The 17,008-nt window shown below is 43.9% G+C and carries 13 protein-coding genes; all 13 read right to left on the bottom strand.

Features of this window, described 5'->3' with window-relative positions:
- Positions 1–17: 17 nt before the first annotated feature.
- Positions 18–2,057 (bottom strand): formate dehydrogenase subunit alpha, encoded by a 2,040-nt coding sequence (fdhF, locus tag BLT94_RS08025; RefSeq protein ID WP_092232512.1) that lies wholly within the window; start codon positions 2,055–2,057, stop codon positions 18–20.
- A gap of 286 nt (positions 2,058–2,343) precedes the next feature.
- A complete protein-coding gene (locus BLT94_RS08020; protein ID WP_092232509.1) occupies positions 2,344–3,582 on the bottom strand; it encodes a purple acid phosphatase family protein in 1,239 nt (412 codons plus the stop codon).
- 232 nt (positions 3,583–3,814) lie between these two features.
- Positions 3,815–5,764 carry a histidine kinase dimerization/phosphoacceptor domain -containing protein gene (locus tag BLT94_RS08015; RefSeq protein WP_092232506.1) on the bottom strand — a complete coding sequence of 650 codons (1,950 nt, stop codon included), beginning with the start codon at positions 5,762–5,764 and terminating at the stop codon, positions 3,815–3,817.
- Positions 5,765–5,772: 8 nt separating this feature from the next.
- Positions 5,773–6,825 carry an ABC transporter substrate-binding protein gene (locus BLT94_RS08010; RefSeq protein WP_092232503.1) on the bottom strand — a complete coding sequence of 351 codons (1,053 nt, stop codon included), beginning with the start codon at positions 6,823–6,825 and terminating at the stop codon, positions 5,773–5,775.
- A complete protein-coding gene (locus BLT94_RS08005; RefSeq protein ID WP_092232501.1) occupies positions 6,822–7,454 on the bottom strand; it encodes a response regulator in 633 nt (210 codons plus the stop codon). The genes BLT94_RS08010 and BLT94_RS08005 overlap by 4 nt, the downstream gene beginning before the upstream one ends.
- Positions 7,455–7,536: 82 nt before the next feature.
- Positions 7,537–9,279 (bottom strand): flotillin family protein, encoded by a 1,743-nt coding sequence (locus BLT94_RS08000; protein WP_092232498.1) that lies wholly within the window; start codon positions 9,277–9,279, stop codon positions 7,537–7,539.
- A gap of 40 nt (positions 9,280–9,319) precedes the next feature.
- On the bottom strand, positions 9,320–10,042 hold the full coding sequence (locus BLT94_RS07995; RefSeq protein ID WP_092232495.1) for a YqiJ family protein: 723 nt from the start codon (positions 10,040–10,042) through the stop codon (positions 9,320–9,322).
- A 2-nt stretch (positions 10,043–10,044) separates the two neighbouring features.
- Positions 10,045–10,725 carry a PspA/IM30 family protein gene (locus BLT94_RS07990; protein ID WP_092232492.1) on the bottom strand — a complete coding sequence of 227 codons (681 nt, stop codon included), beginning with the start codon at positions 10,723–10,725 and terminating at the stop codon, positions 10,045–10,047.
- A 271-nt stretch (positions 10,726–10,996) separates the two neighbouring features.
- Positions 10,997–12,064 (bottom strand): ABC transporter substrate-binding protein, encoded by a 1,068-nt coding sequence (locus BLT94_RS07985; protein ID WP_092232489.1) that lies wholly within the window; start codon positions 12,062–12,064, stop codon positions 10,997–10,999.
- A complete protein-coding gene (locus tag BLT94_RS07980; RefSeq protein WP_092232486.1) occupies positions 12,061–12,879 on the bottom strand; it encodes an ABC transporter ATP-binding protein in 819 nt (272 codons plus the stop codon). Before BLT94_RS07980 ends, BLT94_RS07985 begins: the two co-directional genes overlap by 4 nt.
- Positions 12,880–12,901: 22 nt before the next feature.
- On the bottom strand, positions 12,902–13,921 hold the full coding sequence (locus tag BLT94_RS07975; RefSeq protein WP_245743043.1) for a FecCD family ABC transporter permease: 1,020 nt from the start codon (positions 13,919–13,921) through the stop codon (positions 12,902–12,904).
- A 7-nt stretch (positions 13,922–13,928) separates the two neighbouring features.
- Positions 13,929–14,678, bottom strand: coding sequence for a hypothetical protein (locus BLT94_RS07970; RefSeq protein ID WP_092232483.1), 750 nt, complete (start codon positions 14,676–14,678; stop codon positions 13,929–13,931).
- Positions 14,679–14,744: 66 nt separating this feature from the next.
- A complete protein-coding gene (locus BLT94_RS07965) occupies positions 14,745–16,721 on the bottom strand; it encodes a TonB-dependent receptor plug domain-containing protein (RefSeq protein ID WP_092232480.1) in 1,977 nt (658 codons plus the stop codon).
- Positions 16,722–17,008 lie beyond the last annotated feature (287 nt).

The raw sequence follows: 17,008 nt of genomic DNA, 5'->3' as shown, positions 1-17,008 counted from the left end.
ATATTTTTTTTAAAGTTTTAAGGGGTGTGTTTTTCAAACTGAACCGCGCATACTTTATAATCGGGGGTTTTGGACACAGGATCCAGGAAAGTACCCAGCAGTTTGTTTGAATTTGCATTTTTAAAATGGAAATCCATGAATATGGCACCTTTGGGAACAACATCGCCAATGGATATGGGTGTGACAACTTCCCCACGCCGTGAAGAGACTTTGATTTGATCTCCGTTATTGAGTCCCATCTGTTTTGCATCTTCAATATTTATCTGTGCAACCGGTGCAGGAAATTCGTTGATTAATGTTTTACATCTGCCGGTCATTGAACTTGTGTTATAGTGCGCATATCGCCTTCCTGTTGTCAGGGTGAACGGGTATTGGCTGTCCGGCTCTTCTTTTGATTTTTGATGTTCAATGGCATGGAATTTGCCTTTGCCACGGGTGAATTTTCCCTGGTGTAAAAATGTAGTACCCGGATGCTCAGAAGACGGACACGGCCATTGGATACCTTGAGTATCAATGCGATCGTATGATATCCCGGCAAAACTAGGGGTCAGCTTTGTCATTTCTTCAAATATTTCTTCGGCAGAGTCATATTTCATTTCAACACCTAATCGTGTTCCTAATTCTGAAAAAATTTTCCAGTTCGGCAGGGCTTCTCCCGGCGGTTCAACTGCTTTGCGAATCCGCTGTACTCTGCGTTCACTATTTGTGAAAGTTCCGTCCACTTCTGCCCAGCAGCCTCCGGGCAAGACAACGTCTGCCATTTGGGCCGTGGATGTGAGAAAAATATCGTGAACAACCAGAAATTCTGCGGATTCAAGTGCCCGGCGAACATGATCCGTATTGGGATCACCCTCAACCGAATTTTCACCAAATATATATAATCCCTTGACAGAACCGTCAATTAGTCCGTCCATGATGTCCGGGATTGTTTTGCCCACTTCCTTTGAAAGCTCAGTTCCCCATGCTTCCTGGAATTTATCACAAACACTTTGATCGGTTACGGCCTGATAACCGGGATAAACATTGGGTAATGCCCCCATATCGCAGGCACCCTGGACATTGTTCTGCCCTCTTAAAGGGTTGACTCCGCTTGATTTTTTACCGATTTGACCGGTAAGCATTGTAAGGTTGGCAAGGGTTTTTACATTATCTACACCGTGTGAATGTTCTGTGATGCCAAGGGTGTACAGTATACTGGAATTTTTTGATGTTGCATATATTTTTGCCATTTGTTTGATGTCTTCAACACTGACCCCGGTTATTTTAGATACATGTTCAGGGGTGTATTTTTTAACGGTTTCTTTTAAAGCTTCAAAATCTTCGGTACGATTTGCTATGAATTTTTCATTATGCAGGTTGTTTTTAATGATTTCATGCATTACCCCGTTTATAAAAGCGATATCTGTTCCAAATTTTAACCGGATATGGATGTCGCAAATATTTGTTAATTGTATTTTTCTTGGGTCAACAACAATGAGTTTTGCATTTTTTGCCTTTGCCTTGAATATTCGGTATGCAATCAATGGATGCGCTTCCGTGGTATTTGATCCGACCACAAGCAGACAATCTGCATCTTCAATTTCAGCAATAGAATTGGTCATTGCCCCACTTCCAAACGCTGCGGCAAGACCTGCCACAGTCGGAGCGTGTCACAGCCGGGCGCAGTGATCAACGTTATTTGTCTTAAAGGCGGCCCTGCAAAGTTTCTGACAAAGATAATTTTCTTCATTGGTGCTGCGAGCTGAACTGAAAAAACCAATACTGTCTCCGCCATATTGATTTTTGATCTGGGAAAATTTTGATGATATTACGTTAAAAGCATCTTCCCAGGTCGTTTTTTCAAGTTTGCCGTTTTTTCGGATCAGGGGATGGGTGAGCCGATCCTTGCTGTGGACAAATTCATGTGCTGTGTGTCCTTTGATACATAATTTGCCCTGGTTCATATGGGGTTCTTTTGAGGGCAGGGTGTTCACCACTTGTCCGTCAAGAACTTCAAGCAGCATCTGACACCCGCAACCACAATAAGGGCAGGTGGTTTTCACACATTTGTAATCCATATAATACTCTCCTTTATCGTTATGTCATGATTGACATAACGAAATTGTTTAATATGCCCTGTTCCATTTGTCAAGTGGCCCAATTGCTTATATGCTAATGTAAGCAAGCCTGTTGAAGTTGTGTTGTCGCGTGAATTTAACGGAAAATCATTGCCGGTTCCGCCAAGCTTTTAAGGCGGAGCCGGATTTGATTTAAAATAATTTTACAATCAAGATGATGATGGTGTTGCCGATAGCCGTGTCTGGTATGGGCCTCTTTTGATATGGAACACCATGAAAGGTAAGTCTATTTGTGTATTTCAAAGGTGTCGTACACCTTGTTTGTGACGGTACGTGTAGTGTAGTGCAATGTGTTTTTGTCCACCCGGACGGATTGAAACAGCATTTCCCGGCTGCCGGTTTTCGCCATAAGATGATCATACCTTGAACTGGGCGGATAAAATTTGGGACCGGCATTGGATATGACATAGACGGTTCCTTTTTTTCCATCCGGCACCTGCAGGTGGTTTTTTAATGGAAAGGTTCGGCAGTAGCCGTGATCATGCCCCTGCAGTACCAGGTCCACTGAAAATTGGTCAAATATCGGCACCAGTATTTCCTGGAATTGTGTTCTGTTTCTTCGTTTGGAAATGGAATATACTGGCTGATGAATGGCCACAATGATCCAGGGCTGTTTGTTGTGTGATAATATTTTTTCCAGCCACCCGGCCTGTGTTTCAATCTGTTCATTTCCATTGAGCATGATAAAGCAAACTCCCTGGTAATCAAAACTGAATACGGTTTCTTCCAGTCCTTTTGGACCGTTTTCAGGCAGGGTGAAATGGGGTCTCCACAGGTTTGTGATGTGATAGTCTTTTGGAAGGATAAACCGCCTGTCCGGGTACTCGTGGTTTCCCGGCAACAGGACAAATGGAACGGTTCTGGGAATCCAGCCCAGAGCATTGAAAAATTTTTCCCATTCCATATCATCCGGGCCGTTGTTCACCATATCTCCTGCAAACAGCCAGAATTTTGATTCAGGGTGTGTTTGAAGAGCCACCCTGAAGATCTGAGAACACATGGAGTGAACCTGTTCTTGAATATCACCGAAATACAGGAAAGTGAACGGTTCTGAAATGTTTGAAGCTGTTCTGAACTGGTTCCATTCACTCCAGCAAGAATCGTCTCCCACACGATAGGCATACAAGGTATTGGGCTCCAATGAACCCAATACCACTGAATGGTGATACGCAGTGGTTTTTTTGTCAAGATCAACGGCAGTTGTCCGGGCTGAAAATATTTTTGATGTGCTTTCCGGATTCAACAGTTCAGCCGCCCGGATAACCTGGACTCTGGGATAGGTTGATGTTTCTCGGGTTTTCCAGGTAATTGCCTGGCTGTTGTGTGGGGTCTGAGTGATGTTTAGCACAATTCGTTCAGGAAAGGAGTTTAATGCGTTTTCAGCGGCCAGCAGGCCATGGTTGAACATAACAAGCAGGCAAACCCCGGTAAACAGCAAATATCGACTTATTCTGAAAGCTTTCATTACTCCATTATCCTCCTTGGCACTCATTGATTGTTAAAGTACTATATTAATGAACTGACATTTTATTTTATAAAAGCAATCGTTTAATGAACAAAACCTTATTTTAATAATAGTAGTATCAAACTTTTGTGGCCATACCACACTATGTTGATACTGTATCAAATCATATTTTGAATTGTAAGCAATTAATACATCAAGACAATATGACGATATTTTTTAAGACTAAACATTGTTATAAGGGTGTTTCAGTTTCTCCTGCCGTCAACCGCTTTAATTCTTTTTCATTGGAATAGGGAAAAAGGATTTCAATCCGGGTGCCTTTGTCGCAGATAAATTGGATGCTGCCTTCCAGTTGGTGAGTCACAATATTGTTCACAAGCTTAAGGCCCAGGCTTTGGTTTGCATCAATATCAAAGTCCTTGGGGATTCCGGGTCCGGTATCTGCAATTATCATCTGGGCGGTTTGTTTGTCATGCAATTGAAATAACATTGAAATTTCACCTTTTTCTCCGGGCTTAACGGAATATTTAAAGGCATTGGAAATCAGTTCATTGACGATGAGGCCGCAGGGAACAGCCGTGTCCACCCCCATGGATTTGTGCCGGATATCCACTGTTAAGCGAATCAGGTTGCTATCCGTGCCAAAAGAGTATTGAAGGCTGTGGACAAGGTCAAAGATATAGGTGCTGAAATCAATGACAGCCAGGTTGTCGGATTTGTAGAGCTGTTCATGTACAAGGGCCATGGCGGCAATTCTGTTCTGGCTTTCTTGAAATATCCGTATAATATGTTCATCGGTTATGAGCCTGGACTGCATTTTCAGGAGACTTGATACCACCTGTAAATTGTTTTTCACCCGGTGGTGAATCTCTTTGAGCAGGATATTTTTTTCCTTCAGGGATGCTTTGATCTGCCGTTCCATCTGTTTGCGCATATATATATTATCAAAAATTATTAATAGATGGGGTTGTCCTTCCATGGTAAATCGTGAAAACCGGCATTCTATCCAGAAATCCTTGCCAAATGTGCTGATTGTTCTGGCTTCCATGGATCTTTGCCGGCCGTCTGTGAGTACCTTGTCCGCCATGTGGGCAAGACCGGATGTTTTCCAGGACTTGAGTTTATAAAAATTCTGGCTCAATAACTGCTCCTGGGTTCCGGAAATAATTTTGCAGGCAGCATCATTGGCAAGGACACACTTTCCTTTTCCATCGTAGACCGTGATGCCGAGACTTGAGGCGGAAATAATTTCCCGGTTGAAATTCAGTGCTTCGGAAATTCGTTTTTCACTTTGCCGTAAATCGGCCTCGGAAATTTTTTTTATTTTGATTTCTTTTTCAAGGGAGGCATTGAGCCTGTGCAAGTTTTTTGTGTTTCGCTGAATTTCGGATTCAAGATAAAAATGCCAGTTGTGCTGTTTTTTGCGGTACTCCTTGATGGCAGCGGCCATACGTTCCATGCTGCGTGCAAGATTTCCGAGTTCATCTGCTGAATGGATATCAATTTTTCTGACATCCTTTAAATCGGCAATGTCTTCAGCCGCCTGTTTCAGTTTGTCCATCGGCCTGCCAAAAAAAATCCTGAAACATAAAATTATAAAAAATGATCCTGTGGCAATACAGGCAATCGAGATTAAAATAGCGGTATTTCGAACTTTTTGCCGGGGTATCAGGATCAATTCCCGGGACACGGAATAAACCAGGTGCCAGTTCCAGGGCGCAAAGGTTTGGGTTGCAAAAATTCTTTCTCCTGTTTCTGGCTCCATGATGGTTGTTCTGTCGGTTGCTGCTGATTTTATCATGGATGGCATAATTTTTGATGTTGATAGATATGCGTTTGGAAGTGTTTTATCATCGACAGTACCTGCCAGAACTTTTCCTTTGGTATCCAGGATGATCAGGCTTCCGGTTTTAATCAGATGAAAGTCATCAAGAGAATTAAATATTTTCTGCTGATAGTTGGTGACAAAGGAGCCCACATTTTCCAGCCTGTTTTTTTGCAGCACTTTATAATGGGTCTGGATGTTGAATTTCACAAAATGTTCCAGTTCCTGGATCATTAACCGGTGAATAGCGCCTTCAATAGGCTGCTGAGCAGTTCTTAAAGACCAGAATCCCATAAAAAAAATAGAGAATGCCATCAGGGGCAAGATGATCAGGCAGATTTTGGTTTGAAAATGCATAATAGATGCTAACGATAGACCTGATCACCGGCCAGGCTCAAAATATCCGGAGGGATGACAATCCCTTGTGCCAATGCCGTGGTGATATTTATACCAAGAGATATGCTTTGAGGCGGTTTTACCGAAATGTTACCTGGGTGCAGGCCCTTTAAAACGGCGTCAGCCATCAAAGCCGCCTCCCGTCCGGAACTTTCCGGGTCAGGAGTCAAGTGAAACAATGCCCCCAGACGGACACTTTCAAGTTTGGTTCCCATGATCACGGGTATGTTGCTTTTTTCCAGCAGCAGTCTGGTATATGCCAATAGCTCCCCTAAAGGGCCTGAGGGTTCCCACCAGAAGTCCACCCGCCCCTGAAGGGACTGGATTCCTTTTTTTACATCCGACAGCATAGGGTCAAGTCCTTTGGGCATTTCCCGGTAATCAAGGCCATAGGGTACAAATTCAATATCCTTTCTGCCGGCTGTTGCCAGTTGAAGCTGTTTTAAATCCCCCACAGAGGACGGGTATGTGCTGTGGATAAATCCGATTTTAACCCGGCCTTGTTTTTTTCTGTTCTCCAGAAGGCGCATGGCCATATTAATCCTGGTTTTTCGTTCAATCATATGTACCACCCCGGTGATATGGTTGTGGGTGGGCTTCCCGATCTCCTTGATCAGCCCGGCACCCACTGGGTCGGAAACCGTAAAAAAAATTTGGGGAATATCTTTTTCATGTAGCAGGTCATGGGCGATCTGGGAGGCAAGGGTGGCGCAGGTGGCCACAAGATCAGGCCGTGCCTGTTTTAATTCCTGTTTTAATAGGTGTTCCCCCCGTTTTTTATCTCCGTTGACCTTGAGGATGATCAGATCCATATTTTTTTTATCTTCATACCCCAATTCTTCCAGTTGCCGGACAAACCATTGACTGTGATCGGTCACAACCGGTACTGGCATGGTTTCCACAAGAAGGATGCGAATTTTTTTTTCGCCGGCTGCCAGGGTTTCCGTGGCACTGAAGGCACAGACTGCGGATATTGCCAAAGCCATATGCACGAGGAATCCAAACCGGTGAAATATTCTCATGAGAGGGTGTCCTTGTCTTTCATTTCCCTGTACCAGTTCTCATCGCCATACTGTTTGTCCATGCAATCAGGGCAGATTCCGTGGGAAAAAGTAGCCTCGGAATTCTTATGGATAAAGCTTTCCACCTTTTCCCAATACCCTTTATCATTCCTTATCTTTTTGCAAAAGGAACATATGGGCAAAAGGCCGCTTAAAAGCTTGACCTTTTCAAGGGCCTGTTTCAATTCCCTGATCAGTTGTTCTCTTTCCTTTTCCATTTTCTGTTTATATATTGCCATTTCAATGGCAGCCTTCAGCTCCCTGTCCCGGAACGGTTTGATCAGGTATCCAAAAGGCAGGGTCTCCTTTGCCCGTTGCAGTATCCCGTCATCTGAATAGGCAGACAGGAAAATAACGGAGATATTGAATTTTTTTTGGATTTTTGCAGCGGTTTCAATACCGTCCATATTTCCTTTGAGCATGATATCCATCAAGATGAGATCCGGGGAAAGATCCTTTGCAAGAGCCAGGGCTTTTTTACCGGAGGCGGCCATTCCGCAGACCTCGTATCCCATGCTTTCCAGGCTGGTCTGTATGTCGTTGGCAATGATATATTCGTCTTCCACAATCAATATGTTGATTTTTTCCATAGCCTCAGTCCTTCTTTCAGAGGATACCTGTCTTCAGGTTTATCAACCGGGCTTGTAAAATTGATTACAAGCCCGGAAATCTTCAGTTCGGGGGATCCTGATCTTTTAATCCGGCTGTGAGGCCGTTAATATCCCCGGCTTTTATTCCAATTTCTTCCATCAAAGAATCAATCAGAGGCGCTTGTCCCCTGTATCGGAGCGCACTGTTGACAAGCTGGTCTGAAAGACACTGGCCGCCGCCTTGCACAGTTGATTCTCCGTTTGAAGTGCCATTGTTGCCGGCTGCCAGACCATCCACATGAATAATTTTTATGCCGTCGATATTTTCCATTGGCCTGACACTTTCTTTGATAATATCCGGCAGGTTTTTGATTAAGCCCATGCGAACCTGCATGGCGATCTGTTGATCGGAAAGAATATTATGGGCTTCATTTATTGCTCTTCGCCCTTCAGCATCAACTGCATACCGCTTTGCCGCAGCATCAGCCTTTAATTTTTCAGCGTCTGCTTCGCCCTGGGCTTTAATTCTTTGCTCATCAGCTTTTGCATTGGCTGTTGTTCTGACTGCTTCAGCATTATCCATGGCGGAAATTTTTTCAGTTTCAGCGGCAATTTTAATTTTTATGGCCTCTCTTTCCGCATTTTCCCGGGCTTTGACCAGTTCAACGGATTTTGCCCGTTCTGCAACTTCAGTTTCGCGCACCGTTGTAACGGCCTCTTCTTCTTTAACGGCAACTGCTCTTGCCCGGTCCGCATCAGCCTGGGCTTCCGACTGCTCTTTTGATTTCTGGGCAATGGCAATTGCCCGATCCTGTTCCGCAAGTTCCAGGGTTTTCTTTTTTTCAATTTCAGAACTCTCAATGGCTCTTTCTTTTAAAATTTCTTTTTCTTTTAACAATTTGTCTTTATCAATGCGTTCTTCTTCAACAGATCTTTCCGCCAGGATACTTGACATGTCCACATTCTTTTTAGCTTCGATCTGTGACTGTTCGGCTTCCCGCTTTTTTTCAGCTTGCTCCATTGCAATTTCAGACATTTGAGCGGCCCGCCGGATTTCAATTTCTCTTTCCTGTTTTAATTTTGCGTACTCTTCTTCCTTGATGATTTCAAGTTTTTGGCGCTCGGCTTCAAGATTTTTATTGGCAATGGCAACTTCTGTATCCTGCTCAATATCATTTCTTTTTTTTCGTCTTTCTTCAATTTTTTCCGTCAGTTTGGTCAATCCTTCAGCATCAAATGCATTGTCAGGATTAAAATGTTTTTTACTGGTCTGGTCCAGACCTGTTAGTGAAACCGTTTCAAGTTCCAGACCGTTTTTCAATAAATCCTCGGTAACAACCTGCTGCACCTTTTGAACAAAATCAACCCGCTGTTCATGAAGTTCTTCCATGGCCATTTCCGCTGCAACAGCACGCAGGGCATCTACAAATTTGCCCTCCACCAGCTCTTTTAATTGTTCGGGATTCATGGTTTTCAACCCCAGGGTTTGAGCCGCGCTTGCAATGGCTTCTTCCGTGGGTTTGGCCCGGACATAAAATTCGGCAGCCACATCAACTCTCATACGGTCCCTGGTGATCAATGCCTGTTCATTGTTGCGCTGAACTTCAAGCCTGAGCGTATTCATGTTGACCGGGATTAATTCATGGAATACCGGCAAAACCAGTGCGCCTCCATTCATGACCACTTTTTGTCCGCCCATACCGGTCCTGACAAATGAAATTTCTTTGGTGGCACGTTTGTATAATTTGGCAAAAATCAATGCCATTGCAATTAAGGCGATTAAAATAACACCTGCAATTACAAGGATACTCATCATATTCGGCATTTTATGTTATTCCTTTTCAACTATTGATTATAAGATTGTTTTATTCATCCATCTCCTGCAATGCTGCTGTTGCATTATGGATTGCTTTGTACCCGAAACCTGTCTGTTTCACGATCAAAACCTGATCTCCTTGTGCAAAATTTTCATCATCAATGTCCGGTTCAACCATTACATAGTGGGCCGTTCCGAATTTATCTCTTACTTTGGCCTGGGCAGGGTTGTTTTTGGATGCTTTGCCCAAAGTAATGACGGCAATACGTCCGATAAAACTTTTTTCAGCAACCGCCTGGGTTTCATCTTTTGGCATTATCTTTACGATTATGCCGGTCGCTGCACGTACAAGGGGCAATGTCAATAAAAATGAGATTGCCGATGCAATGATGCCGGGTAACAGATGACCGGTTATTTTAACGACAACTGATTGGATAAAAAAACCGACCAGGCCAAAGATGGTCAGAAAAGCAATCAGTATGATTAAAACAGGTATTTGGCCTATTCGTAACCAGCCAAAGGTTTTGGTTAATATACCTGTTGTTGAGATGTTGGGATGGTCCGGACCAATACCAGAATTGGCACCAGCATTGGCATCAACATCCATATCTGCATCAACATCCATATTAAAATCAGGTATAAGAGATTCTATCATACTTGAAAATCCCATGCCGATCAGGGTTGAAACACCTTCCAAACAGGCAATCATGACCATAATGGTCAAGGAGACCATAAAGGGCCAATTCTGGCTTTGCAGCATAAACCCAATCATTCTTATTGATGATCTCCCTTGATTTTAGACAATCTTTCCCGGATCTTATTTTTCCTGGCAATTTCTTCGAGTTCAGCCAGTTGGGCAGCTGATTTTCTTTCAGATATTCCATTTGATCCTGGAATACCGGTTGCTTTTTCAATTACTCGTTCAAAAGCTGATTCAGCTTTTGCGATTTTACTTTCCACTCTTTCCGGGGTTTCAGATGATCCGCCGGACCCGGATGTCTTGGCAGCTTCCTTGATTGTTTTTCGAAACTGGATCAGCTCTTCTTTCATTTCCCGTTTTTTCGCCTGCAACGCATGGATATAGTTTTCAAGCTCTTTTTCCTGGGTTTTACAATCATCAACAGTGGTTTCAAGTATGGGGATCTGAGCTTCAATATCCAATTGCCTTGCTATGGCGGCTTCTGCTAAATCATCCCGGTTTTCCTTGATGGCTATTTTGGTTTTTTCACTCAAATCCTCATGTTTTTTATTCTCTTCCATGAGCTTTGAGGTGGCAAGATGTTTTTTTGCAACAATCAGTCCCAACTCGTTTTGAACGTCATCAATTGCAGATTCGATTTCCCGGATGGATTCTGACAAAACCGTTTCCGGTGCTGCATTTTCCAATGAATCAATGAGGGAATGAACGCTGCCGCTGATAATCCGGCCAACACGGCTGATTAATTTCTCTTTCATGCTTGTCTCCCTTTTTTAGAAGTAAAATTGTATTGAGACCATGGTAGCATTGCTACCCCTTTTATTAATAATCTCAATGAGTTTACTACACTTTCGGTGTAACTTGGATAGCCTGTACATGAATCTTATTAATGCATATAGCATTAGCAGAAATATTAGCTGAAAACAAGTGGGGAACCGTGAGGCATTTATGGCAAACACAGTTTCAGAGTTTGGGGTTAATAGCTTTGTGAACAAAGAAATAAAGCAGATTGTTGAAATTTAATATTTGCTAAGATGTGGGATGCCGCATGCCTTTGTTGCCCAGGATTTTATTGACCATGGTTTTGTCCAGATCAAGATTGAAAAAAGTTTTATAAAATAAAGTAATTTCTTTTTTCAGGTCAATATCCTGGAACAGATCAGGATAGACTTTTTTGGCAGTCCATAAAATTGCCAGGGGAGTCTCAAGTCCCCCCGGATGTCCCCACCTGGAGATGCCCACGGGGATGGCAAATACTTTTTTGTCTTGAACCGCTTGAATGGGAGACCATTTTTTGTCGTTCATTATCAATTGATCCACTCCTTCTTCATTGACAATTATCACTTCTGGATTCCACATCAAGATTTGTTCAATGTCTGCAAATTTTTTATTGTTTTTTCCATTCAAGGATGCTCCGACAGAAACATTGTTGACGCCGCAGGCACGGGTCCAGTCAGCCTCAATAGTGCCCGGAGCATCGGTTCTGCGGGCTTCGTTTACCGAGTGGTACAGGCGCACTTTTTTGTTTGGCAAAAGATGGGATGTTCTTGCGCTGACCATGGCAATGATTTTTTTATAATGCCGGGTGTATTCAAGGGCTTTTTCGTGGCAGCCAATGGCCTTGCCCATCATTTCAATAATGGTCATCTGTTCTGCCATGCTGTGGTAGCCTGCCACAAAATAAGGAATATTGAACCGTTCCAGTTTCTTTATTTCCGCTGTGTTGGCAGCGGTTTCAGGTTTGAGAAATACAAAGTCAGCTTTTGTGTTCAAAAGGGCTTCAATGTTGATGATTCCCCCGTTTGCCGGAACCGCCATCTGCTTGATGCCTGGAACGATTTTTTGCAGAAGCAAGTCTTTTTTTAATCCGTTGACAATGGCCACCATATCGTTACCTCTGCCCAGCATTGTGACCACATGTCCGCAAAATGCATACAGGCAGGCAATTTTTTGGGGTGGCCGAGTGATGGTTACGGTGTTGCCGGTGGAGTCAATGGTTGTAATTGTATTAAAACTCATGGTTGTACCCGGAAGAGCAAGACAGATCATGAGGCATAAAAAAAACAGGGGTTTGACTTGCAGATGGATTTTTTTCATTTGTCCGTGTCCATGGTTTGAATGGGAATAATTTGTTTTACAAGGCCTTTGCCTGGAATTGTATGGGTCATTATTGATGTTTTTACTCTGTAAAAAGATTCAAGATTGTCTTCGGTCAATGCTGCAGAGGGGGAACCTGCCAGGTGAACCTTTTGCCTGTCCATGAATGCCACTTGAACCGGGATGCCTTCATTTTCAAGATAAAAAGCATGGTTGGGAAAATGGGTGGCCATGACAAGAGTCAGTCCTCGTTCCTTAACCAGCCTGACAATGGTTTCCAGCACGATGAGTTCATGTTTGAAATCAAGATGGGCTGTGGGTTCATCCATTACAATCACGGGAGTATCCTGGATCAAGGCCCGCATGATCATTACAAGCTGGGTTTCTCCGCCGCTCAGGCGGGTGTAGTCACGGTTTTTCAGGTGATAAAGACCCAATGAGTCAAGGATATCTTCTGCTATTTCAATATCTGCAGCATCCGGTGCTGAATAAAAAGAGGTATAGGGTGCCCGGCCCATGAGAAGGATATCCATAACGGAAAAGGAAAAGTGTCTGACATGTTTTTGAGGTACATAGGCGATCATTTGTGCGATCTGTCTGGGGGAAAGCCCTGTGACAAGATTGTCGCCAAGCCTTATCTCTCCTTTGTGCAGCGTGTTGATGCCGAGAATGCAGTCGATGAGGGTGGTTTTTCCACATCCGTTGGGGCCAAGTATGCAAAGGGTTTCTCCCTTTGATACGCTGAAATTAACCTCTGTAAAGATTTGGGTTTTTCCAAAGGAAAATTTGCCGTTTTTCAAGGCTAAAATGGTCATATGCACTCCTTATTCTTTACCATCACCATTCCCGGCCCTTGGTCTGTTTTAACAGATAAATAAAAAACGGGCCGCCGATCAAAGCGGTTAAAATTCCCAGGGGCATTTCACTGGTGCTGATCAACCGGCTGATGTCATCCACAATAACCAGGAAAGTGGCACCAATGGAAAAGGTGACCGGTATGAGATCCCGGTTGTTGTTTCCAATCATCATCCTGCCCATGTGAGGCACCACAAGACCTACCCAGCCGATAACTCCGCTGACGCAAACCGCTCCTGCAGTGGCCAGGGTGGCGCAGATAATAATGAATACCCGGTTGAGATTGACCTTTACCCCAAGAGATTGTGCCTCTTTGTCTCCCATGGCAAGAACATTCAGACGCCACCTGATTATCATCAGCCCGGCAGATCCCATAAACATTGGTATTCCCGCCGTAAGGATCTGGCTGTATTCCGCACGGGAAAGGCTTCCCATGAGCCAGAACACAATGGCCGGCAGTTCATCGTAAGGGTCTGCAACATATTTTAAAAATGAAATCAGGGCTGAAAATATGGAACCAACGATAACTCCGCCCAGCACCAGGGTAATGGCCTGGGTGGAAGATGTGATACGGCCGATAAAAAAGCACAGAAATACGGCAACAAGGCCGAATCCGAAAGAAAACGGATATACATAAAAAAAATTTTTAAACAAAATAATGGCCAGGGCCGCACCAAACCCTGCACCAGAGCTGACTCCAAGCATACCGGAACTGACCAGGGGATTTCTGAAAAGCCCCTGGAAAGCCGCTCCGCTGACTGCAAGACAACCGCCCACCATGGCTCCGAGCAGAACCCTGGGCAGCCGGACATGCAAGATGATGCTAAAATGGGTGGCATTGACATCCTGGCCGGTGAAGAGCGAGGCCAGGATGGTTAAAATGTCTGAAATGGATATTGGATAACGGCCCAGAAAAACGGAAATGAAAATCAGAACAAGAGGTGACCCAAAAATGAGGATATAGAAGCGTATTCGGCTCAAGCTGTTTGATTGTTTCATCATGATTTGCTTAATACAGTTTTGCTTCCTGCTTTGTAATGGTACGGTAGAAAATGCCCGTCTGATCTGAGTTTTCATTTGCCACTGCTATCAATACCTGGCGGCTGCCCATGCGGACGGTTTTTGTTTTTTCCGATCCAATATGAACCTGGGAATCAAGCGGCAACACGATTCCGGACCGGGTTACCAATTGGTCGATAAACGGATGCTTGCACAACTCGTCAACGCCGACAATATCTCCCGGTCGGCCCAGGTGATACCATCCCCTGTACCTGCCGTCATCCCCAAAAATCCTCAGACCGATACCGGCAACAGCCCCGACAACACCGTCGCCTGTGCCGCCGTGTTCTGACAGGTGAATTCCGACTTTTTCGGCAAGGGCATAGGCTGCGGCTTTGGAAGATACGTTTTGTTTGGCGTTTTTACCAAATTCAATGAGGCTGTTTTGATCAAGATCTTCAGTCAGGCCTGCCACGCAAAGCCCTGGATCCGAGCCTTTTTCAGCGCGGGTTTTCAGAAAATTTGCCATAAGCTCTATGACAGGGTCAATGGTCCCGTTTTTAAGGGTCAGTTCAAAACACATGGAAGAGTTGTGGGATGTGTAGGGAATGTCTTCGTGGACAAAGAGCTGGTGGCGGCTGATGGCTGAACAGTCTGCCAACCCTTTTGTTGAAATTATATTGCATAATTCCTCAACCAGCCATCCGGTTCCCTTGGTTCCGGGCATGTCCGTGTCATCAATACAGACCAGGTAATTCATTGTTCTTTCCTTTGCTTGCGATAAAAAAAATAACAGCCCTTTTTTGCAAAAGGGCTGTTTTGCATCTTAAAATTTAACCCGGACTCCTGCATAGGCGGTGCGTCCTTCACGGGGATATCCTATGGTTTCTTCATAATCGTCATCAAAGAGGTTGTCCACCCCGACATAGACGAAATAATTTTCTTTGAACAGTTTTTGTTCCAGTTTCAGGTTGACAACTGTGTAGTCATCCAGTTCACTTTGTACAGTCTCGTCGTTGTTGTAATAATATTGATTGGCAATGTGAATGAAATCGGCATGGGCGCTCAAGCCAAAATCCCATGTGTAGTTCAGTTCAATGGTGAACTTGTGTTCCGGCCGGTTCTGGAGTTCATCTCTCAATGAATCCTTTGATTGGTCTTCGCTGTCCAGCAATGAATAGCCAAGTGCCATGGAGCCGGTTTCCAGGAAATGCTTGGACAGGCGGAAATCAATCCCCCTGAATTGATATTCATCGTAGTTTGAAGTGTTTCCACTGCTGTCTTCTTCAATAAAATCTTCCACATTATTCTGATAAACCGCCAGATCCAGTTGCATCTCCCAGGGCAGTTGCTGGGTGATACCCACCTCATAGTTGTCTGACTGTTCCGTTGTCAGGTCTTCATTTCCATCACTGCCATAAAGCTGTTTGATGGAGGGAAATCTTATTTTTCGTGCATAAGAGGCGCGCAGGATGGTCTCATCGGTCAGATTATAGGCAGTGGCGATCATGTAGCTGCCCTTATCATCGTCATTCCCGCTTTCTTTGGACAGCCAGTGATGACTGTATCCCAATACAAAGTCCAGGCTGGAAAAAAGTTGTCTTTTATATTCAAATGCTGCCGAGTAGATATCAAGATCATGTTTTTCATGTGAGGAAACAATATTCAGCTTTTTATCAACCTCATCCAGATCAGATGTGTATTCATCTTTTTCACCTGAAAAAGAGAACACTGCCTCACCTGATGCTTCAAAATCAAAGCTTGTCTGAAGAGTGACTCCCTGAATTGATGTTTTGCTGTTCTGTGTATAAGAGCCGCTCTTGGTGATGGCGCTGTAGGTGTCGTCATCATATCTGGCCGTATCTTCCTCGTATTCATTGGCAAAGGCCCAGGCTCTGAAACCCATTATGCCGTCTGGGTCGTAGCTCATGGATATCTGGCCTGACAGGGTGTCGAAATCTTCTGTTCGGTCGTATTTTATTTTTTTATAATAGGAGTCATCATTGTTGTTGATATACTGAGTAACTGGAGGTATTCCGAATTCTCCGGAAGATTTTTCAAGGGTGAGGCCCAGTTCGAATTTTTCATTCACCTCAAAACCGATATTTCCGAAAAAGGAAAGCCTTTCATCATCGCTGTTTTCCCGGAGGCCACCGTTTTCATATTCGGCGTCCGTGAAACTGTCCGACAGGGAAAATCCGTCTGAATCCGTATTGTTGACGCTTAAAAAGAAATTGACCTTTTCTTTGCCCCCGGAAATATTGGCCTGGGTGTAGTGGTTGCCCCGCTCATTTATCTGGGCGGAGGCATCCGTATGAAGCCCTTGGGTGCCCTGTTTGGTGATGATGTTGATGGCACCTGCCAAGCCGCCCTGTCCATAAAGCACGGAATTGTTACCATAGGAAACTTTTATTTTTGAAATATTTTCTGTGGAAATGAGGTGAGGGTCAAATTGTCCGTCATAGGTTGAATTGATGGGAATGCCGTTTAAAAGCAGGATGACGTGACGGCTTCTGAACCCCCGCATGTCGATCCTGGGGGTGCCTTTGGCGCGAACACTCACATTCAGGCCGGGCACAAGTTCCAATGCCTTGTCAAGGGTTTTGGCATTCCGGTTTTTGATTTCCACATCAGTAACTTCTATGGTGGGAATAGTCTCTTTGCCCGGCATCTCAGCTGATACGACCACTTCACCCAGAGAATAGGGTTTTGTATCTGCCGGGGTTTGGCTTGCCTGGGCAGATGAAAGGTTCATCCCTATCCAGATGATAAATAAAAATTGATAAAATTTTGACCCTGTCATTATTTTTTAGTCTCCTTTTTGATGTTAATATTTTTATTAAACCACAGTATCAAACATATCTGTTTGTATTTGTCAATTAAATCATGATTATACGGTTGTTATTTGGATCTTGCTAATGTATTACTCAAAATAACGATAGGCCACCGCTATCTGTATTGATTTGATTTTTCTAACATTTTTTGCACATCAAAGTTGCAGGCACACTAATTTTTTCGTGCTTAAAATATTATGATGCCAAGAAGATTTTTGCTGCCAGGCTGGGTTTTGGATGAAATAGAAGATGCTTT

Source organism: Desulfobacula phenolica (assembly GCF_900105645.1).
In the GTDB taxonomy this organism is placed as follows: Bacteria; Desulfobacterota; Desulfobacteria; order Desulfobacterales; family Desulfobacteraceae; genus Desulfobacula; species Desulfobacula toluolica.
This window is presented reverse-complemented; position numbering and strand designations above follow the sequence as displayed.

Bases quoted from the DNA above. Each gene is read 5' to 3' on its own strand.
- BLT94_RS08020 (WP_092232509.1), bottom strand. From the start codon at position 3,582: ATGAAAGCTTTCAGAATAAGTCGATATTTGCTGTTTACCGGGGTTTGC.
- BLT94_RS08015 (WP_092232506.1), bottom strand. From the start codon at position 5,764: ATGCATTTTCAAACCAAAATCTGCCTGATCATCTTGCCCCTGATGGCA.
- BLT94_RS08010 (WP_092232503.1), bottom strand. From the start codon at position 6,825: ATGAGAATATTTCACCGGTTTGGATTCCTCGTGCATATGGCTTTGGCA.
- BLT94_RS08005 (WP_092232501.1), bottom strand. From the start codon at position 7,454: ATGGAAAAAATCAACATATTGATTGTGGAAGACGAATATATCATTGCC.
- BLT94_RS08000 (WP_092232498.1), bottom strand. From the start codon at position 9,279: ATGCCGAATATGATGAGTATCCTTGTAATTGCAGGTGTTATTTTAATC.
- BLT94_RS07995 (WP_092232495.1), bottom strand. From the start codon at position 10,042: ATGATTGGGTTTATGCTGCAAAGCCAGAATTGGCCCTTTATGGTCTCC.
- BLT94_RS07990 (WP_092232492.1), bottom strand. From the start codon at position 10,725: ATGAAAGAGAAATTAATCAGCCGTGTTGGCCGGATTATCAGCGGCAGC.
- BLT94_RS07985 (WP_092232489.1), bottom strand. From the start codon at position 12,064: ATGAAAAAAATCCATCTGCAAGTCAAACCCCTGTTTTTTTTATGCCTC.
- BLT94_RS07980 (WP_092232486.1), bottom strand. From the start codon at position 12,879: ATGACCATTTTAGCCTTGAAAAACGGCAAATTTTCCTTTGGAAAAACC.
- BLT94_RS07975 (WP_245743043.1), bottom strand. From the start codon at position 13,921: ATGATGAAACAATCAAACAGCTTGAGCCGAATACGCTTCTATATCCTC.
- BLT94_RS07970 (WP_092232483.1), bottom strand. From the start codon at position 14,678: ATGAATTACCTGGTCTGTATTGATGACACGGACATGCCCGGAACCAAG.
- BLT94_RS07965 (WP_092232480.1), bottom strand. From the start codon at position 16,721: ATGACAGGGTCAAAATTTTATCAATTTTTATTTATCATCTGGATAGGG.